Here is a 19685-nt window from a genome sequence, read left to right on the forward strand (position 1 = left end):
AGGAGATAAAATTGAGATTTCGCGTAGAAAACAACTCTCAGTAAGAGTTAATAATGTACTCTATAGAAGGTTAGGGTAACGAGGAGTGCTGAGCAAAGAAGGGCCCCCCTCAGGCGGCTAGCCCGAAGGGGGCAAGGTGATTAACCGCTACCCCTGACTATTCCAGCTCACAGGATTCAATCAGTTTCCAGTAGCGCTGACCGACAATCGCGTCACTCAAGGCCTCGGCTCGCTGATAGCCCTGCACGATTTCTTCCCGCATGGTTTCCGGGATCACCAGTTCCGCCAATGGATAGAGGATATCATCCTCCTTGGCAATATGATCCCGCAACAGTGCCGCATAAGCCAGGGCCTTTTCGGCAATGACCGCCTCACGCCCAGGGATACCGTCTTTGGCCTCAAGAACAGCCGTTTCCATCTCACGGATATAACTGCGCCCTTGGTCATGCTCCATCAGCATAGCTGCCACCGGACTGTTGTCACGAGGCATGCCATTCTTGACCAGGGCGGCAAACAGCACATCCTCTTCTTTGGCATGATGGAACCGGTCTGCATAGCTACGGATAAAGTCGATGCAGTCCAGATAAAACTGCCAATCGACATTCAAACCAGCTACCGTCGTCGGGGCAGTCTGCTCCAACAGAGTGATTACCTGCAGAATATGCCTATGCTCATTTACCAGAGCTTGGGTAATGTCTGTCTTCATCAGTTTCTCCTGGTGCCATCGATGCCGATAATTACTGTCTCCAACGGAATGTCCCTGCCGCTTTTCCGTATGGCTTCCTTGACCATGACATCGAGACCGCGGCAGCAAGGGACCTCCATGATTGCCACAGTGACGCTCGGGGTTTCGTTGGCAGCAAAGATTGTAGCCAGTTTTTCCACATAAGTACCGGTTTCATCCAACTTCGGGCAGGCGATCGCCAGTGCCTTGCCTTTCAGCAGCTCCTGGTGCATGCTCCCCATGGCAAAAGCCACGCAGTCGGCGCAGACCAGGATATCGGCGTTATTGAAGTACGGTGCCGTCGGCGGCACCAACTGCAGTTGTACCGGCCACTGCCTGAGCTCAGATACTGCTTTGGTATTGGTCACAGTTTCATTTTCCGGCCGCTCTATTACCCTTGCCATGCTGCCTGGGCAGCCACATCCCAAATTTCCCATGATTTACTCCCCTTTCCTTGCCAGGTATTCGTTAATTTCCGTCTCGATGGCTGTTTCGTCTTCTTTGGCTAAGCCATGAATAGCAACCACATCCTTCACCAGACAGATGCCGACTTTACAGGTAGTGCAACCGATGTCGAAGCGGGCAAGAATCTCCCCGATTTTCGGGTCGCTCTGCATGACATCTTGAATCGCTTTGTCGCCAAGCCCGTTGTTCAGTTCCATTTGCTTCCTCCTTGCCACATGTTGAGGTCAGCTTAGCGCAACTATCGACCGAGATCTTTGATGTGCATCAACAAACAGAAGAAATGTACCGGCAATCAATTGACCTGGGTCAAGCACCTGAATTCACAATAGCGTATGCTGATCGCCACTAAGTGAACAGGCGCCAAGGACCGGCTCATTGCCACTAGCGCCAGCAATGGGTTTCCATCCGCAGACAAATCAGCTAAGGTATCAATTCAAACAGGAGGCAGACTTTTGTCACATACCCGTATTCCCTACCTTGCAAGCACCCTCTTCAGCATCATGCTGGTCTCCCTGTTGCTGGCGGGATGCGCCGCCACTCTCCCCCCACACACCCCCTTGCCACAAGGCCTTGCCCTTGCCGTTATCGGCCGCAGCGACCCGGAAGCGCCATTTGCCTGGCATCCGGATGCTGACATCATCGCCTTTGTACGTGGGGAATTGCGGATGATGAATCTTGCAACCGGCGACATGGTGCAGCTCGACGCCACACCCTCAGCCATTGCCTGGACACCCGATGGAGCCCTGCTGGCAGCGGTTTCAACCCAAGGCAAAGATAGCCTGGTGCGCGTCTTTGACAGGCAGGGCGCAGTTGTCGAGGAAGCAGTTGTTCCGGGGCATGTTTCCCAGTTAGCATGGCGTTTCGACCGGGAACTGCTCGCTCCGTCCCAGGTACTGGAGCGGTTCAAATTCGGAGTGAGCCTGCGGACGCAGCTCTACCGCTGGCGCCTGGGTACAGTTCCGACGGCAACAATCCTCAGCGACGTCACCATTATGCCGTCCAGGGCAAAGGCCTCGGATAAAAGCTACTTTGACACCTTCTCTTTTGCCCTCTCCCCCTTGCGGGACGAGATCGCCTATACCAGGCTGGTTGATCCGCCGAATTTTCCATCCTATCTGAAGATTATCGTCCGTAATCTTGAGAGCGGGGCCGAACAGGAAGCTTCCGGGGTGAAACTTGGCTCTGCCGGCGCGGCCTTTTCTTCGGATGCCGAGCAGATTCTCTACGGGGATGGCGCCGGCATGGTCAGACGTCTGAGCCCTTGGACCGGGAGAGAACAGGATCTCCTTGCTGCCCCGGGCCGCACCATTGCTCTTTCCCCGGGAGACCGCTATCTTTTCGTCGATGGCAAGCTGTTCCTCGAGATGCAGCAGCTTGCGGCTTTCCCTGCTGACTGCGCCGGCGCATTTTCACTAACAGGAACCAGGCTCCTGCTCAGGTGCGGGGACTCGCTCTCCTTGCTGTCAGGACTCACGGAGTCGGCCAGACCTCAACCCTCGCCAGCACAAAGGGAGCGCCTGCTGGCTCTCAAAAAATGGCGCAGTGAAAAACTTATATCCGACAAGGAATACCAAACCGCGAAACAAAGGATACTCGCCCCATGAAGCATTCGATCATTCAGGTAACTGTTCAGCTGCTCGCCGTTCTCATCATGATATGCCCTGTATTGGCCGAAGATTGCATCCCGTGCCACCTGGAAAAGACCCCGGCAGCTGTCAGGCAATGGGAGGCCAGCGCCCATTTCAAGGCTGGAATTGGTTGCGAGAAATGTCACGGCAGCGACCACGCCAAGATCATCAAGGGAGAAGCCAAGGTAGATATGAAAGTGTGCGGGGCCTGTCATAAAAAGGCTTTGACCGAGCACAATGCCAGCCGTCACGGCATGGCGCTTCACTCCGGTTGGGGGTGCACCCGCAACCTGCCAGCCCGAAACCAGGGCGAGTGCCGATTCTGCCACGAAGATGGCGGCAGTGTGCCGCAGGGCGGGGTCCAATGCGCCCGGTTCCTCAGGCAGAGCAGCGAAATAGGAGAGATCGGCTGCAATTACTGTCACAGCGTCGAGAGTTCGTGTGCCTCCTGCCATACCAATCACAACACGAGCCTGGCCATAGTCCGCGATCCGAACTCATGCGCAAAGTGCCACATGGGACCGGATCACCCCCAATGGGAGATGTGGCAGACCTCCCTGCACGGCACCCTGTACACCACGGCCGGCATCGCCACCGGTCCGACCTGCCAGAGCTGTCATATGGCACAAGGGACGCATAACGTGTCCATAGGCATCACCATGAGTTCCGGCGGAGTGCCCTACCCTAGCCAGAAAGCAGAACCAGCCCGCAAGGAGATGCTGCAGATCTGCAACCAGTGCCATAGCCCGGAGTTCGGCCGCAAAGAACTGGCACGGGGGGACGCTGTCCGGACCCAGAGCCTCGCCATCCTTAAAGAAGCGGAAAAGATCATCTGGGACCTGTCGGACCGCTCGCTTCTCGACCCCATGCCGGACCAGCGGCCGGACCACCCACTGAGCGGCAAGAAACTGGTTACCGATGCTCAGATGCTCTATGAGGACACCTCCCATATCGAGCGGCTTTTTTTCAAGATGAAGAAATACGACTATGCCCGGACCATCAAAGGGGCCTACCACCAGAATCCGGCCTATACCCACTGGTACGGCAACGCCGAACTAAAGATGAACCTGATTGATATCAAGGCCGAGGCCAGCCGCCTCAGGGAGCGTGGCGGTATCGGGGCAGCTGCTAAAAAACCTGCTGATCAGGCGACAACAACCGACAGGGAACTGCGTGTTCTGAGCAATAGGGTCAAACGCGGCGAGATAACGGAAGAGCAGTATGCCAGAGAAAAGGCCAGGCTGCTGGAAGAACTGAAATTGAAGTAATGAAAGAGACTACCGCCAGGAGTGCCGGCCTCTTGGTTCCGGTCAGTGCCCCATTGAAGCGAACTGCGGCAAAAGGTCCCGGCCATAACCGTCTGCAGCGCCCAAAGCAGCTACTGGCAGGAGCGCGGCAGTCGGCAGGATGGTAATCCTCTGTTCGGTAGGGTTGCGGACTGTGGCGCGGATCTTCAGGTAATCCCTGAAGGCATCGCTGTCGATGACCCCGGTATCACTGCGAAAACCGGCAGCGTTTTTGATCGCAGTGAAGCCATCGCCGCCGTTGGCGATAAAGGCATTTGTTACGGTTCGGTAAACCTTTCCGGGATCCAGTGGCTGATAGCTGCCGTCACTGTCTTTGATGGCAAGAGCGGTAATGCGTGAACCGTTATCGGCAGTCGGCTGCACGGTCATGATAGCCCCACCAAGGTATGGCATGGCATTGGCGCTGAGGCCGAACTTGGCAATCAGGAAATCAATGTCCTCTTCCAGCGCCTGCTTTAGCTCGGCTCCGGTCAGATCAACCAGCACCAGGGTATTGGCAAACGGCATCACCTCCAGCACATCCCCGACCGTTATGTTTCCAGCAGCAAGACCTTTGCGCACCCCTCCGTAATTAAGCAGCGCCACCTGCGCTCGGGGCACTGCAGCCAGCATGGAGTCTGACGCCAGTGGCCCCGGACCGCTGTTCAGCCCGATAGTGATGTCATTGGCTGCACTGGCCACAACCTCCTGGCGAAACCGCTCCAGCTGTGCGGTATAGGGGAGCAGCGCCGCTGCTACCGCAGAATTTTCGGCAACGATTCGAGCCGTAGTGCTCTTTTTGAGAGAATCGACAATATCGTGGTACGGCTGCGTTCCAGGTACAACCAGCACCCCGTCGCGGGTAAAGGTGTCTCCTACCGGGATCACCGCACCGCCGGTCCAGCTGCTCACCTCGCCGTCCGGGGTAAAGGCAATCTTCAGCTTGCCAAGCAGATCGCCCCACTGCCATGCCTGCGGTACCAGCACCCGCTTGCCGTCCGGCGCCAGCACCTCCGTAGGATACAGACCGTCAGAGGCCAATCCGATGGAGGAGAGTCGAGGCGCATCACCTAGCAGAGTGTGGCTGTGCCCGCCGACTATGACATCCACCCCTGAGACCTGGGCAGCGAGCGCCATGTCCTGCCGGTACCCCAAATGCGAGAGCAGCACAATCTTGTTGATCCCTTGGGCAGTCAGTGACGCCACCTGCCGGCGGGTACTCGATACGGCATCCTTAAAAACTGCCTTGCCCGGATTGATGGTGGTTTGCGGCGTCGTCTCTGTGGTGACCCCAATGATCGCCACCTGTTCCCCGTTGATCTTCTTGAGCAGATACGGCTTTACCAGCGGTGCAATGCCCGGCTCCAGCGAAAAATCGATATTGGCCGAAAGCCAGGGAAACCGGCTGCGCTGTATCCAACCCGGAATTGCGGCAACGCCGCGATCGAATTCATGGTTGCCGAATGTCATGGCATCCACTCCCAGCAGGTTAAGAAAATCGTACTCCACCGTGCCGTTGAAACGGGTAAAGTAAAGGGTTCCCTGCACCGCATCACCAGCATGCAGCAGCAGGAGATCGGGCTCTTCGAGCCGCATCTGGTCAAGAGCTGTCTTGAGCCGGGCGAACCCACCCAGCTGTGCCGTAGTTTTCTCACCGCCTAGGGTCAGGTTGACCGCAGCCGGTTCGAGGTGCGAATGGGTATCATTCAGGTGGGCAATGGTGAGGTTGAAATTTGCGCTCTTGCTGTAGCAGGCCGGCGTCAGAAGCGATAGTAGCAGCAGAAATACCGGCATGGCCGACCGCTGCATTTTTCCGATCATTGTGCTCCCCTTCATCAAATGTCCTTACTGGAACCGCAATAAAATTGAATACGGGACTCTTGGCAAGGCCGGAGTCCTTTTCAAGCTAGTATCTCACATCCGGAGCAAATTACCATTCCTAAACAGCTCGGGTCTGCCCCCCATAAACTGTGCTCATCACGCTTTTACGGGGTTTTCCCGGCAATCAATCGATAATTAGACCTTCACAATAAACCGGGTTGCATTACAAAACTGCAGCGATACAATTTAATATAATTTCTTTAAATAGAAATAATTAATTAAATAATTTCACAAGGAGGCTGAATATGAGAAAAATATGCTGTCTCTGGATGCTCCTGCTTGTGTCAGGTTGCGGTGGAGGGGGGGGAGGTTCCCCCAGTCAGAATGTCGGAGTTGACACGACTAAGCCGGCAATAACATATGCCGCTCCTGCCAATCGCGATACCAGCGTGGGTACAAATAGTACCATTACCGTCAGTTTCAGCGAAGCGATGAATCCTGCGACCATCAATAGTAATACCTTTACCGTTTCGGCACCGGATGGCAGCAAAGTTTCCGCAGCCGTGGTCTATGACGCGGATAACCGGATTGCCCAATTTAAACCGGCTGCAGCCATGAATCCCAATACCGTTTATACGGTGGCTGTGGACCACGAAGTAACCGACCAGGCAGGCAATGCCATGGGCACCAGTTATTCATGGGCCTTTACTACCGAATCCGCAGCCGACACTACAGCCCCGATGGTTATTTCCCATAGTCCCCAGGGCAATGACGTGCCGGTAAACTCTCAGATTGCAGCAGTTTTAAGCGAGGCGGTAGACCCGGCAACGCTCACCGCTGCCACTTTTACCATCAGCGGCAATGGCAATGCCATCACAGGAAACGTCACCCTTGTAGGCACGACAGCCATATTTACTCCGGGATCAAGCCTGACTGCTAATACCAGCTACACAGCCACCTTGACGACTGGCGTAAAAGATCTCGCCGGAAACGGCATGACAGCTGGTTACTCCTGGAGCTTCACTACCAGAAGCAGCGCAGCCCCGGATACGGTGGCACCTCGAATCATATCGACCAATCCCGCCGATGATGCGCAGAACGTACCATTAAATGCCAGTATTGTCATTCTGTTCGACAAACCGATCTACCCGATCCTGCTCGGGCTGGTGGACGGTATCCCTACCAAAACGGTGATCACCTACAACCCTGACCTTACCACGGAAATTCGGATTATCCCCACTCAGGACCTTAGACCTGGTGGAACCTACAGATCGCGAATCGCGCCAAAAGACCTGTCCGGGAATCAGATAGCAACCTACACCTGGGAATTCTCAACCGTACCTTGAGAATTCAGCTGCCCCTGAACGCCCGCTGAAAGTGATTTGATGCGGTTCAGTTAGGCGCTCCAGCTGACCCGCTATTATAAAAGGTAAAGGCCACCACTCAATGGAGTGATGGCCTTTACCTTTGGTGCTTCCCGGCAATAGACTTCTAAGTCGTCATCATTGCTGCAAACCTGCAAATGCTATCCACTAACAATGGCCAACTGGATGTCAGTCCTTTACTCCGTGCAGCACAAGCTGTTTTCGCGTGAAATTTCTCGTTGCAGCCAGTTCTGCGGCAAAGTCGGCGGCACAAAGCGCCATTGCCTGCTGGATGCCGAACGCCGCAAGCGGGGTCAGATTAACGCCATCAGGGAGAGTAACACCGTACGCCCGAAGGAAAGCAGCTGCAAATGAAGACAACTGTTCGGCTAAAATCTGTACTGCTGCCTCCTCATTGTTACTAAGGGCAATGCCGTACTGAAGGGTCAGATGCCTGAAATCGGATTCCGTTCCTATAATGAAATCTGTTGCTTCTTTTTTGCTGATCCCGAATGTTGTTGCCAGTTCGCCGGCATATTCACTGTTTAAAAGCATGGCGAACTCCGGGCTTCTGAAAATAGCTGCGGCTGCCACCTTTTTGCCGATCTGCGGTTCCAGTTTCTTGACAAGGATATCGATCCCATATTCCACCATGGAATGGGACATCTCGAGCAGAACCGGATCAGGAAGATTCAAGGCGGCAAGTTCCGGCACCTGGATCAGAACCCCCTTCAGCAAATGAGCCTTGTCAACCACGTATCCCAGCCCTTGGCCAGAGGTAAGGCCATCGGTGTGCGCTGTGAGGTCTGCCCCCCATACCCCATTATGGCTGACAAACCCATAGCCAAGTGCTTTTGCATACGGAGTCCTGGCCTTTTCCCAGATGCCCATGAAGTCAGTGTGGGTCTTCTGATAGAGGTAGGCCATATACGAGGGGTGAGCAAAGGAAAAGTTGAAGACATCCGCAGCCATGCTGCCGTAGAGTTCCTGACTGTTAAAAACCATCCCGGAGCGACCGATTCGGTCGTCTAGGTAGGCGTGAGTTGCAGACCCCCAAGCAAGCGCCACCCCACTCCAGCAAACCGTTACCAAGCATGCCGCAGCAAACAAGCCGGAAATTCTTTTCATGATCTCCCTCCTTAATCTGTGCAGGCTGAACAGAACAATCCGTGAAAACATATATGAATTCTCTAACTATTCTTGTACATCATGTTTTGCAAATGGCAAGCGACTGCGTCCGGCTCACGGTAACAGCCTGTTCAGCAGACAAATTGAATAGGTAACGTCTTGGTATTTACTCTGTGGGAGATAGAGAATGAATGACGGCTCAAGAGCACAAGAATTTCCAAACAGTGAATCAAGTGGTAAACTGCACCAATGGCTCATTCCATTTCAGGAGGGATCATGTCAACACCGCTTATTATTCTGGCTGCCATTCTTGCGATTTTAGCATTCATCCTCATTCCTCTTATGATGTACAAGGGCGACAAACAAAACCAAGACCAGCATGCCCACGGCAATCAGGGCAAAAAACAACACAAGAAGAAAAAGAAGCGATGACCAGGTTCAAACTATATTTGATGAGCTACGCAGAACAGAGAGTCAAAGCAAAAATTGCCGCTACTCCGCCGTAAACTGCCGGCGCATAGCCATTACCCAAATGATTCTTCCGAAACGCGAAGCGCTTATTTCCCAACCTGCAACTCGCAAGGAAAGGTAAAACTGAAAGAACTGCTTTACCTTGCTCACTGGAAACACCCCTTTTATACTCAGTAGAGTTTTGGGGTTATTCAACCATTTTGTGCTAATTCTCATTGAACGCGATGACAACCATGAACCAGTCGTCATCTGTAGCAAAACGCACAGCAAGCTGCTTCGGATTATTACCCAATGCAATAAAATATTCCTTACCGAAGATCACTGAAGGTGTTGACAGCTGAATATCGAGGCCGCTTTTAGACAAACGAAGCTTGAACGACCCGGCTATCATATTTGCCATCTCGCCGATAGCATCGTTTACATCGTCATTAAGCTCAGTAATAGCAGTACCAAGCATGCTGCTCGTGGCCCTCATTGCCAGTTCCGTAGGCATATGGATGCTGGCCAGTCCATTATAGGTACCGGCCATTCCAACCATGCCGCTGATACAGTCCTTGAAATCCGAGACCGGATCCACTTTAATCGGCAGATGCAAGAGATTGTCAAGCCCTACCATGGTGCTGAAAATCTCTTTCACATCGTGCTTAAGCTGGTTGGTGAGCAGTTCTTCGCTGAGGTTTACTGTTTGTTCAAGGCTTGGTGAAATTGACATATGGCACTCCTCGTTAATGAATTTATCGATTTCTAACGGCAATCCCGCATTAACGTTCTAGTTACGCCTTATTGCATCATCAAGAGTGGCGCCGACATAGCTGAACAGCCTAAAATCCAGTTTTTCAAGATGCTCGAATTCCGGTGCCGAAAGCAGGTATCCTTCGCTGATGCAAGATTGTTCGATGCCGGCCTTGGCACGCTCTCGAAACCGTTCATCCGTGATGATCCTACCCAAGAACCGTTCAACTGCTTCCTGAGACATGGTGTACCTCGCGTATTATGTGACTTTTTGGAACAGTCCGCTTTAAGATCAACTACTGATACTGATTAAATTACAGGAAGGGTGCCAAAGATAATAATGCAATAATATCGAGGTGTTACCATAGAGGGGCGTTAAGACAGTGGGGCAAAATGGAACAGAGTGTGGCTGGATGGTACAGTGGGATTATCGATAGAAGCGCTTGCGGTCAACCTTGAGCAGGGCTGCGGCTTGTGATTTGTTGCCGCCGCAACGCTGGAGTGCCATTTGAAGCACCTGACCGGTTATGGCCTCCAGGGAGACCCCCTCTTCCGGAAGAGTGATATTGAAGTTGACTCCAGGCAACGGTGTGTCTGAAGGGTTGTTCTCTATTGCATTTATTCTGAGATGTTCCGGACGGATAAGCTCGTCAGACACGAGAATTGCGGCATATTCAAGAATATTACGCAGTTCTCGGATATTACCGGGCCAGTGATACGAGGTCAACTGCTCGATGGCTTTCCTGGATATGCCTGGCAATGACTTCCCGTGGTGCCGGCGGAACTGATCAAGAAAATGGTCGGTAAGCTGGGGGATATCGGCAAGACGCTCCCGCAAAGGCGGAACTAGGAGGGGTACAACATTGATCCTATGGTACAGGTCTTCGCGAAAGGTCCCTTTTCGGACCATCTCGGCAAGATCTCGGTGAGTGGCGACTATTACCCGGAAATCTGCCGGCAGCGAGCGGTTTGAGCCCACTTTCTCAAAAGTCCTTTCTTCCAAGACCCGTAGCAGCTTGGTCTGAAGCAGCAGAGGCATGTCGCCGATCTCGTCAAGAAAAAGCGTTCCACCGCAAGCAAGGGAAAATTTCCCCTCACGATCCTTGTCAGCACCGGTAAATGCGCCGCGAACATGGCCGAACAGTTCACTTTCCAGCAGTGATTCAGGGATCGCCGCACAATTGACCGCCACAAAGCCAGATGGCACCCCGGTGCTGGCAAAATGAATGGCCTTGGCAAGCACCTCTTTGCCAGTGCCGCTCTCGCCATAAATGGCCACGGTGGTCTGGTGCGATGCCGCCACTTTTGCCGCAATCTCAAGCGTCGCTTTCATGGCAGGGCAAACAGTAACGATATTCAGAGGGGTAAAATTCTCTTTCAGGTATTCCTTGATCTGACGATTTTCCGATAAGGCCCGGTGATGCTCGATGGCCCGATTGACGGTAAATTTAAGGGTCTCAGGATTGTATGGTTTTTCAAGATAGTCGCAGGCGCCTTTGCGCATGGCATCCACTGCACTGCCAATGCTGCCGCTGGCAGTAACGATAATGAACGGGGTATTCAGTTCGTGCCGGCGCATCTCTTCCAGCAGTTTAATCCCATCCATCTGCGGCATGTATAGATCTGATATAACAAGGTCGAATTTCCTCTGCCCCAGAAACTCAAGCGCTTGCTGGGCACCGGTTGCAGGGAATACCATGAACCCGATTTTCTTAAGAATGCGTTCGATTAAATGCAACGAAACCGGCTCATCATCGACGACAAGTACTGTCGCCGGTGAATTCTCTCGGTCTTCGGTGTTACTGCCTGGAATCATGAGTTTCCTTCATGAAATAAAAGGGGCTGATCAGTTGAAGTTGTATTACATTATGTTGTAAAAATCTTTATATGCAACCGGCTCCCCAATTCACCCCCCGCCAGCAATCTTTGCCGCAGATACTTTGGGCTCCATAATGCTCTCGCAAAAAACATTTGCTTAGCAAAAGTGTCGCTGCCCATGGGCATTGAAGCAGTCACTTTAAGCTGATGCCAGCTTCACCCAGGACGTAAACTTGAAGCGACAAGCGATCAGTAGCAACAAGAGCCTCACCAAGCTTCAGGGATTTCACAGTGCCGGAGAGGTCCACATGCTCGGCAAGCTTGATTCTGGCTAAAGCTGCCGACGCTTTAGCGCGGGCAGTTTCGAGCTGGTCAATGATTGTCGTATTGAGCTTTTCTTTAATGGCATTGCGGATAGTGCTGTTGAACAACCAACTGCCGACACCAACCAGTACACCGGCATTCCTGGTATCAAAATCAATATCGTCAAAGGTAAGAGAATTGCGTTGCGAGTCGTAGACCGGTTTGGCAATGAGCGTCAGCTCGCCGTCAAAGTCTCCGGTGGCAGCTAAATCGATAACAAGTCTACCTTCATCGCTTTTCAAACTGAAGCTGCGAACGGTTATTTTCTTGTCATCGCCGAAGGTTTTGTTAATCAGAATCGGATTCAGCGCAGTTATCAGGTCCGCAAAGTAAATATTGGTTGCTAGCTGAATATGGAACTGGTTATCGAAGGTTGCGAGTTGCTGCAGTTGCGGCAGCGGTCTGACCGGCGGGGCAACCGGTTTCGGCCCAATAACTATTTCTGCAGCTGTAATGAGCCCTATTGATAAGCGGAGCCGATTATTGCTTGCCGACAATGGACTCATGACTATCTTTTCCGGGGCCAATTTCAACCAGGCATTGAAGTTTTTATCGACCAGGACCGGGTTAAAGGCATTGCGCCACAATGGGGCAATTTTATCCCGGAGCTTCACAGCATCATTAATTTTACTATCGATGACCGGAGCCAGCAGTTTTTGCACCGGCTGCGTAACGCCTTCGACGAGACTTTTCGGCTTCAACGTAACCACCCCCAGTCGAACATTGTCAGCAAGCCCATCTGAAAGCCCGGTGTAGTAAAGCTCCGTTACCAGACGCCAGTCAGGGGAAACATTAACTTTTACCTTGAACCGCAGGTCAGTCTTGAGTGGCCCCGTAGTAAACATGCCATAACCGAATGTCAGCTGAACTGGGATTGACAGGTAAATTAGATCATTTGCAGCAGTTACTCCTACCGCCCCGGCACGTAAGATTTCCACGGAAGTCCCTAAACTCCCCTGGCCTTTATATAGCTCCTTTTTGATCGACTGGTTCAAAATGTTCCCAAGATCAGCTGCTGAAGTCTCAATTTTAAGATTGATCGTCGAGGGAGGTGCACCGTTAGCGGCAGCCTCGCAGATGGTTGCGGTCACCAGAAGTATTGCCAGCAAACTTAAAAAGCAACGAATCAGCCTCATATAATTCTAGACCTCCTGAAAGAAAATGGCCGATTTCTTGATGAAATCGGCCATTTTGATTTATGGCGTCCCCGAGACGATTCGAACGTCCGGCCCCTTCCTTAGGAGGGAAGTGCTCTATCCTGCTGAGCTACGGGGACAAGAAATTTGTTTATACCGTACAGAACCGTTAAATGCAAGATCCTTGTACTTAATCGGTCGTGCCTTAGAACTGGAGCAAAGAGAACACTTTTCCTTCCGGCAGCCGTTTCTTGCCGTCAAGAAACTCAAGCTCAACCATGAAACAGCACTCCACGATTTCGCCACCCATTTTCTGCACCATATCCACTACGGCAGCGGTAGTGCCGCCGGTGGCCAGCAGGTCGTCGGCAATGAGGATCTTCTCTCCCGGCTTGATCGCATCGGTATGTATTTCCAGGGTATCGGTACCATACTCAAGGTCGTAAGTCTTGCTGAAGGTCTCTGAAGGGAGCTTGCCCGGCTTGCGGACCAGCACCACCCCGGCGCCCAGTTTGTAGGCCAGGGCCGAGCCAATGATGAAACCGCGCGCTTCCACACCAACTACCTTGTCGATATGCTGCCCGACGTAGCGGTGCGAAATAAGATCTATCATCCGCTGGTACGACTTGGCGTCGGCCAGCAGTGTCGTTATATCCTTGAAGATGATCCCTTTTTTCGGGAAGTCAGGAATGTCCCTGATGATGCTCTTCAATTCATCCATTTGATCGGCTCCTTTAGGAATTACGCTTTATATTCAGTGGCTTCTGCCATCTTACGTAGCTTTTCCAGCGATTTTGCCTCAATCTGCCTGATCCGCTCCCTGGTGACACCGACACTCCTGCCGATGGTGTCCAGCGTCTCCGGCTCTTTGTCGTCAAGGCCGAACCGCTTGGCCAGGATGCTCTTTTCATTTTCGGAAAGGGTTTCGAACCATTCCAGCACCAGGGCGTGCTTGTTCTTGTCCTCAAGCAGGGCCGAAGGAGAGATGGTGGAAGTGTCTTCGATGGTGTCGATCAGGAAGTAATCACTATTCTCCCCCATGGGACGCTCGATCGAGTAGGTCTTCTTGAGCAGGACCATCAGCCGCCGGACATAGGCGGAATTGACTTCCATCACCGTGGCGACCTCTTTGACTGACGGTTCGCGGTTCATCTTCTGCATCAGCTCCCGGGTAATCCTGAGCATCTTGTTGATGTCGTCGGAGACGTGTACCGGAAGCCTGATGGTGCGCGACTGGTTCACCAGCGCCCGCTCGATCGACTGCCTGATCCACCAAGTGGCATAGGTGGAAAACCGGCACTCCTTGGAGAGCTTAAACCGCTCGACCGCCTTGATCAGACCCATGTTTCCCTCTTCAATGAGATCGAGAAACGGCAGTCCCCGGTTGATGTAACGCTTGGCGATTTTGACGACCAGCCGGAGATTCGATTCAATCATCCGGTCGCGGGCCGCCTTGTCACCCTTGGCAATACGTGCTGCCAACTCCTTCTCTTCGTCAGCAGTCAACAGCTTGGTCTTCTGAATTTCGCGCAAGTAAAGCTTGATGGCATCGTCAAAATGCTCAACCTCGGGGACTTTTATCTCCTCCTCAGCTTCTTCGGCCTCTTCAGCTTCCTCTGCCTCGAATTCCAGCGAGTCCGGCTCAGGTTCCAGAAATATGTCCGGAGTACCGGTTGTCTCGTCGTCTATATCTTTGATCATGTCATCTCTGTCCATGTCCCTACCTCCGATAAAGCCCGTGTCATGCAGATCTTTAGTCATCAATACCCCAACCTGCCCTTCCCACAAGCTTTACAAATCTGCAACCGACAGATTGCTCACTCTGAAACCCATCGGCAGTTCTGGTCACCCGCTTTAGCACTTGTTCAAACTGGGTTCCGACCGGAATCACCAGCCTGCCGCCAACAGCCAGTTGCTGAAGCAGCTGGGCCGGGACTTCAGGGGCCCCGGCAGTGACGATTATCGCATCAAACGGCGCTTCCTCCGGCCACCCTTCGCTGCCGTCACCGATCTTGAGGTTCACATTCAACAGGTGCAGGCTGTCCAGCACCCGCCTGGCCTGCAAGGCAAGCGGTCTGAACCGCTCTACCGTATAGACTCGATCTACCAGTGTTGCCAGGATGGCGGCCTGGTAGCCGGAACCGGTGCCGATTTCCAAGACCCGCTCTCTACCGGAAAGCTCCAGCAGTTCGGTCATCAGGGCAACCATGAAAGGCTGGGAAATGGTCTGTTTCTCTCCGATCGGCAGGGGGGTATCGCTGTAGGCATTGGCAGCCATGGCCTCCTGTACGAACAGGTGGCGCGGGACCTTGAGCATGGCATCAATGACTCGCTGGTCCTTGATCCCGCGGGCAAGAAGCTGGGATTCAACCATCCGCTTTCTGGCTATCTCGAAATTAATCACTAAGACACTCGCAAAATTCAAATTAAAAGAATGGCGCGGCAAAGGCACCATAGGCAAGGATTGCAAAACTTGACAGGCGAGTCATAGCCACTCCCAGCGCGGCCATTATATATCAGAGGCAGGGGAAAAAGTCCAGCAGAAGCGGGCTACAACAAGCATATTCGGTCAACCGGAGAACCAGGAAGCTATCTTCGGCATGGAAGAATGGTTGGTGAGGTCAAGGTGTAGCGGCGTTACCGAGACATGACCCCTGGAAACCGCATGAAAGTCGCTCCCCTCGATATCCTGAAATCGGAGATCCGCAGTCCCAATCCAGTAGTAATTGCGCCCCCTGGGATCAACCTTGTCCACGATGGTTCCTTCATAGCGCCGCTTCCCCTGGGTGGTGACCAGAGGCTTGCCGATCTGTTCCAACGGGAGGTCAGGAACATTGACATTGAGAAAGGTATCAACCGGCAGACCGTTGCCTATCAGATGGCGAGCCAGGTCAAGCGCCACCTGGGCGGCTGACCGGTAATGCTCGCCGTCGTTCATGGTCACTAACGATATTGCGATGGCCGGGATCCCCATGAGGGTCGCCTCCATGGCTGCAGAGACAGTGCCGGAATAGGTAACGTCATCGCCCAGGTTGCCGCCACGGTTGATCCCGGAGACCACCAGATCCGGCTTGAACCCGAGCAGGCTGTGAATCCCCAGGTTCACGCAGTCAGTGGGGGTGCCGTCCACAGCAAACCGCCTCTCGCCAACACAGGATGCCCGCAGCGGGTGATGCAGGGTAAGGGCATGGCCGACAGCGCTCATCTCGCGATCAGGGGCAACCACTGCCACCTCGCCCAACTCAGCCATCGCTTCTGCCAAACGAGCCAGACCGACGGCATTGATGCCGTCATCATTGGTTACGAGAATCTTCATGTCAATTGACAACCTCTCGAATTCGGAAAAAGCTCCATATGCAAGGCTTGCGAGTCCTGAGAAATGAGGCGTACCTGGAAGGTACGTGCAACGACGAGGGATGAGCGTAACGCCGCAGATGGACTTTTACCGGATTCGTCATGAGTACTGGATCAAGGCGACCATATCGCGAACAGCCCGATCCAAGCCGACCAGCACGGCCCTGGAGATTATCGAATGGCCGATATTGTATTCCTCGATGCCTCCGATTGCAGCAATCCGCTTGATATTTGAATAGTTGAGACCATGGCCGGCATTGATGCCGAGCCCCAGCTTCTGCCCGAGTTTGATGGCATTCTCGATCCTGGTCAGCTCCTGGTCCTCTTTTTTCCAATCAGGAGCGTCGGCATAGCTGCCGGTGTGGATCTCGATGTAATCGGCGCCGCATTTACTTGCCGCCTTTACCTGGTCCGGATCGGGATCGATGAACAGGCTGACCGTTATTCCCCCCTGCTGCAGCTTTTCTATCGCCTCGCTGATCTGGTCCATGGCGAGCCGCACGTCTAGCCCGCCTTCTGTAGTCAACTCCTGGCGTTTTTCCGGCACCAGGGTGCAACAGTCAGGCTTGACCGCAAGCGCTATCGACACCATCTCCTGAGTCACAGCCATCTCCATGTTGAGCCTGGTCTTGACCGTCTGACGGATGATCTTCAGGTCACGGTCCTGGATGTGCCGCCGGTCTTCCCGCAGGTGAATGGTGATGCCGTCGGCGCCGGCAAGTTCGGCAATGGCCGCTGCGGCCACCGGATCAGGCTCGATCCCCCCCCGTGCCTGGCGAATAGTCGCAACATGATCGATATTAACACCAAGACGCGCCATCTAATCAATTACCTCCGAGCTTTTTTTCCACCAGGGCAGCAATTTCCTTGGCCCAAGAGGTTATCTGATACTTATCCTGACCTTCCATCATGATCCGGAGCAGCGGTTCGGTGCCGGAATAGCGGATCAGGATCCGCCCTTCTTCACCCAGCTTTGCCTCGATGCCATTGACCAGGGCAGCGATTTCCGGGATGGTCATGATGTCTTTTCTTTCGGCAACCCTGACATTCACCAGCACCTGCGGTAACGGAATCATGACCTGGGCCAGTTCGGAAAGGGTTTTTTCGGTGCGTCTCATGATCGCCAGTACCTGCAGCGCTGTCAGTGTGCCGTCGCCGGTGGTATTGTGGTCAAGGAAGATCATATGCCCGGACTGCTCGCCGCCGAGGTTATAGCCACCTTTGCGCATCTCCTCCACCACGTAGCGGTCGCCGACCGCGGTCTTGACGATCTTGCCCCCCGCCTTTTTCACGGCGATATCCAGCCCCATGTTGCTCATGACCGTAGCAACAACTGTAGACTTTCTCAGCTTTTTCTGCTTCAGCATGTCGCTAGCGCAGATGGCCATGATATGATCGCCATCGACCTCGTTGCCGAATTCGTCAACGAAAATAACCCGGTCGGCATCGCCGTCCAAGGCAATGCCCAGATCGGCGCGATGCTCCTTGACTGCCTCGCTGATGATCTCCGGGTGCAGCGAGCCGCAGCCGTCATTGATGTTGGTGCCGTTCGGCTTGACCCCGAACGGGATCACTTCTGCCCCAAGTTCACTCAGCACGGCCGGCGCCACCTTGTAGGCCGCCCCGTTGGCGCAGTCGAGAACGATCTTCATGCCGGCCAGATCAAGTTCTTTGGGAAAGGTGCTTTTCAGAAAAACCACGTAGCGCCCGATGGCATCCTCGATCCGGTAAGCCTTGCCGACCTCGGTGGCAATCGGGCGCAGCGAGTCGATCTTCTTGGAAAATATCAGCTCTTCCATCTTCAGCTCCATGGCATCCGGGAGCTTGAAGCCATCCTTGAAAAAGAACTTGATGCCGTTGTCCTGAAACGGGTTGTGCGAGGCAGAGATGACAACCCCGGCATCGGCCCTCATCGAAGAGGTGATATAGGCAATGCCGGGAGTCGGCAACGGTCCGACCTGCAGCACGTCAACCCCCATTGAGCAGATCCCGGCCATCAGGGCGTTCTCAATCATATAGCCGGAGAGCCTGGTATCCTTGCCGATCACGATCCGGTGCCGGCGCTGGCCGTTCTTAAAGATATAAGCCGCTGCCCGTCCCAGTTGCATGGCCATTTCCGATGTCATGGGATAGACATTGGCAACTCCCCGCACGCCATCAGTACCGAATAGCTTTTTCATCGTGATACCTCCAGTTGGAAAACCTGGCGCAGGTCAGTCGGCGACCTTTGCCAGGGTTAATTCTATGTGCGCCGGAGAGATGCGGGTAACCCGTACTCTGCTATCGGCAATCAGGGCTTTGTCCAGGTTGGAAAACGAAACGCTCCCCTCCTTGACCCCATCCATATCGAGAACCAGGCGTAACGACTCTTTCCTTAAAGCCAACAAGGCCAGCCTGCTGCCGTGAAGCTCCACGTCAAGTGAGACAGGGGGCTTGTCGACAATGGTCAGGTTATTGCCAAGATTGACCAGGACCACCGGCACCTGCACTCTGAGCTCCGCATCCTTGCCGGCCATTACATAGAGCCAGAACAGCGATGCCATCACTACCGAGACGATCTTTAACAACAGGTTATTGGCTATGAACGGAGGAAGATTCATAGTGCCCGCCTGGATGTCAGATGACGCTTGAGTTCCTTGCGAATTGTGGCGAGGGGGATATCCTCATGAATCTTGCCATTGCCGGCAATGGCGATCCGGCCGGTTTCCTCGGAAACGATTATGACCACGGCATCGACAATCTCGGTAAGCCCGATTGCCGCCCGGTGCCTGGTGCCCAGGCTCTTGCCGAGCTCATGATTCTGGGAAAGAGGCAGAAAACAGCCGGCCTTGGTCAGCTTCCCTCCCTGGATGATGACGGCGCCATCATGAATCGGTGAATACGGAAGAAATATCGAAGTGATCAGTTCGCTGGTAACCTTTGCGTCAATGTCGGTCCCCACGGCCAGGAAATTATCCAGGGACATCCCCCGCTCAAGCACGATCAGGGCGCCGATCTGCCTGGCGGAGAGCGAGTCCACGGCAGTGACCAGCTCGTCAATCAGCTCGCTGGTATCATCCTCCCGGGACAACTGGCGATCACGGTCACGGCTGAGACTGACCAGAGCCCGCCTGATATCATGCTGGAAAATGATTGCCACAATCAGCAGCGATACAGAGAAAAAATTGTCTAGCAGCCACCCCAGAGACTCAAGGCCGATGAAGCTGGCGCCGAGGTAGACTAAAAAAGCGACCGCAAGCCACAAAAGAAGACGAAGCGCCATCCCTCCGCCGCGGAGCAGCAGGAGGAAATGGTAAATCAAAACCGATACGAGCATTATGTCAAGGAGGTGCAGCAACCAGCTGAAGCCTCCCAGGGTCTCGGTCATAGAGCCCTCAATAATGGGTATTGCATAA

At 53.6% G+C, this 19685-nt stretch carries 21 protein-coding genes and 1 tRNA gene; 4 read left to right on the top strand and 18 right to left on the bottom strand.

The genetic code is table 11. The features are described from left to right. Positions 1-157: 157 nt before the first annotated feature. The 3 genes from KI809_RS09705 to KI809_RS09715 are packed head-to-tail and all read right to left on the bottom strand — an operon-like array spanning position 158 to position 1386. Complete coding sequence (locus KI809_RS09705) at positions 158-706, bottom strand: hemerythrin domain-containing protein (RefSeq protein ID WP_214171339.1); 549 nt, start codon at positions 704-706, stop codon at positions 158-160. Further along, the gene (locus tag KI809_RS09710; protein ID WP_214171340.1) at positions 706-1161 is read right to left on the bottom strand and encodes an iron-sulfur cluster-binding oxidoreductase; all 456 of its coding nucleotides are present in this window, start codon (positions 1159-1161) and stop codon (positions 706-708) included. Before KI809_RS09710 ends, KI809_RS09705 begins: the two co-directional genes overlap by 1 nt. Positions 1162-1164: 3 nt before the next feature. Further along, on the bottom strand, positions 1165-1386 hold the full coding sequence (locus KI809_RS09715) for a hypothetical protein (protein ID WP_214171341.1): 222 nt from the start codon (positions 1384-1386) through the stop codon (positions 1165-1167). A 255-nt stretch (positions 1387-1641) separates the two neighbouring features. Here KI809_RS09715 and KI809_RS09720 point away from each other — a divergent pair, with 255 nt between their 5' ends. Both KI809_RS09720 and KI809_RS09725 read left to right on the top strand, forming a co-directional pair. After that, complete coding sequence (locus KI809_RS09720) at positions 1642-2793, top strand: WD40 repeat domain-containing protein (protein WP_214171343.1); 1152 nt, start codon at positions 1642-1644, stop codon at positions 2791-2793. Continuing rightward, a complete protein-coding gene (locus tag KI809_RS09725; RefSeq protein ID WP_214171344.1) occupies positions 2790-4085 on the top strand; it encodes a multiheme c-type cytochrome in 1296 nt (431 codons plus the stop codon). The genes KI809_RS09720 and KI809_RS09725 overlap by 4 nt, the downstream gene beginning before the upstream one ends. A 42-nt stretch (positions 4086-4127) precedes the next feature. Here the strand turns inward: KI809_RS09725 and KI809_RS09730 are convergent, their stop codons facing one another. Further along, positions 4128-5924, bottom strand: coding sequence for a bifunctional metallophosphatase/5'-nucleotidase (locus tag KI809_RS09730; RefSeq protein ID WP_214171345.1), 1797 nt, complete (start codon positions 5922-5924; stop codon positions 4128-4130). Between the two features lie 305 nt (positions 5925-6229). Between KI809_RS09730 and KI809_RS09735 the strand changes: the two genes are divergently transcribed. After that, positions 6230-7270 (top strand): Ig-like domain-containing domain, encoded by a 1041-nt coding sequence (locus tag KI809_RS09735; protein WP_214171346.1) that lies wholly within the window; start codon positions 6230-6232, stop codon positions 7268-7270. A 207-nt stretch (positions 7271-7477) separates the two neighbouring features. Here KI809_RS09735 and KI809_RS09740 read toward each other — a convergent pair whose 3' ends face one another. Beyond that, the gene (locus KI809_RS09740; RefSeq protein ID WP_214171347.1) at positions 7478-8416 is read right to left on the bottom strand and encodes a hypothetical protein; all 939 of its coding nucleotides are present in this window, start codon (positions 8414-8416) and stop codon (positions 7478-7480) included. 276 nt (positions 8417-8692) lie between these two features. On the opposite strand from KI809_RS09740, the gene KI809_RS09745 reads away from it, so the two are divergent. Beyond that, positions 8693-8848, top strand: coding sequence for a hypothetical protein (locus tag KI809_RS09745; RefSeq protein ID WP_214171348.1), 156 nt, complete (start codon positions 8693-8695; stop codon positions 8846-8848). A gap of 244 nt (positions 8849-9092) precedes the next feature. Here the strand turns inward: KI809_RS09745 and KI809_RS09750 are convergent, their stop codons facing one another. From KI809_RS09750 to cdaA, 13 genes are all read right to left on the bottom strand, one after another. Continuing rightward, positions 9093-9599, bottom strand: coding sequence for a chemotaxis protein CheX (locus KI809_RS09750; RefSeq protein WP_214171349.1), 507 nt, complete (start codon positions 9597-9599; stop codon positions 9093-9095). A gap of 57 nt (positions 9600-9656) precedes the next feature. Beyond that, positions 9657-9863: an Os1348 family NHLP clan protein gene (locus tag KI809_RS09755; RefSeq protein ID WP_214171350.1), complete on the bottom strand. Its 207-nt coding sequence runs from the start codon at positions 9861-9863 to the stop codon at positions 9657-9659. Between the two features lie 183 nt (positions 9864-10046). Continuing rightward, positions 10047-11435 (bottom strand): sigma-54-dependent transcriptional regulator, encoded by a 1389-nt coding sequence (locus KI809_RS09760; protein ID WP_214171351.1) that lies wholly within the window; start codon positions 11433-11435, stop codon positions 10047-10049. Between the two features lie 196 nt (positions 11436-11631). Further along, positions 11632-12936, bottom strand: coding sequence for a DUF4403 family protein (locus KI809_RS09765; RefSeq protein WP_246559332.1), 1305 nt, complete (start codon positions 12934-12936; stop codon positions 11632-11634). Positions 12937-12999: 63 nt separating this feature from the next. Beyond that, positions 13000-13076, bottom strand: a tRNA-Arg gene (locus tag KI809_RS09770). 65 nt (positions 13077-13141) lie between these two features. Continuing rightward, entirely contained in the window at positions 13142-13657 is a 516-nt protein-coding gene (locus tag KI809_RS09775; RefSeq protein WP_214171352.1) for an adenine phosphoribosyltransferase, read from the bottom strand. A 20-nt stretch (positions 13658-13677) separates the two neighbouring features. Further along, on the bottom strand, positions 13678-14637 hold the full coding sequence (locus KI809_RS09780; protein WP_435052251.1) for a sigma-70 family RNA polymerase sigma factor: 960 nt from the start codon (positions 14635-14637) through the stop codon (positions 13678-13680). A 52-nt stretch (positions 14638-14689) separates the two neighbouring features. Further along, the gene (locus KI809_RS09785) at positions 14690-15337 is read right to left on the bottom strand and encodes a protein-L-isoaspartate(D-aspartate) O-methyltransferase (protein ID WP_214171505.1); all 648 of its coding nucleotides are present in this window, start codon (positions 15335-15337) and stop codon (positions 14690-14692) included. Between the two features lie 168 nt (positions 15338-15505). Then, positions 15506-16252: a 5'/3'-nucleotidase SurE gene (surE, locus tag KI809_RS09790; protein WP_214171354.1), complete on the bottom strand. Its 747-nt coding sequence runs from the start codon at positions 16250-16252 to the stop codon at positions 15506-15508. A gap of 138 nt (positions 16253-16390) precedes the next feature. Beyond that, on the bottom strand, positions 16391-17110 hold the full coding sequence (locus KI809_RS09795) for a pyridoxine 5'-phosphate synthase (RefSeq protein WP_214171355.1): 720 nt from the start codon (positions 17108-17110) through the stop codon (positions 16391-16393). 4 nt (positions 17111-17114) lie between these two features. Then, complete coding sequence (gene glmM, locus KI809_RS09800; RefSeq protein WP_214171356.1) at positions 17115-18470, bottom strand: phosphoglucosamine mutase; 1356 nt, start codon at positions 18468-18470, stop codon at positions 17115-17117. Between the two features lie 33 nt (positions 18471-18503). Further along, positions 18504-18890 (bottom strand): YbbR-like domain-containing protein, encoded by a 387-nt coding sequence (locus KI809_RS09805; protein ID WP_214171357.1) that lies wholly within the window; start codon positions 18888-18890, stop codon positions 18504-18506. Further along, complete coding sequence (gene cdaA / locus KI809_RS09810) at positions 18887-19657, bottom strand: diadenylate cyclase CdaA (RefSeq protein ID WP_214171358.1); 771 nt, start codon at positions 19655-19657, stop codon at positions 18887-18889. The genes KI809_RS09805 and cdaA overlap by 4 nt, the downstream gene beginning before the upstream one ends. Between the last annotated feature and the right edge of the window lie 28 nt (positions 19658-19685).

It is taken from the genome of Geoanaerobacter pelophilus (genome assembly GCF_018476885.1).
GTDB lineage: Bacteria > Desulfobacterota > Desulfuromonadia > Geobacterales > DSM-12255 > Geoanaerobacter > Geoanaerobacter pelophilus.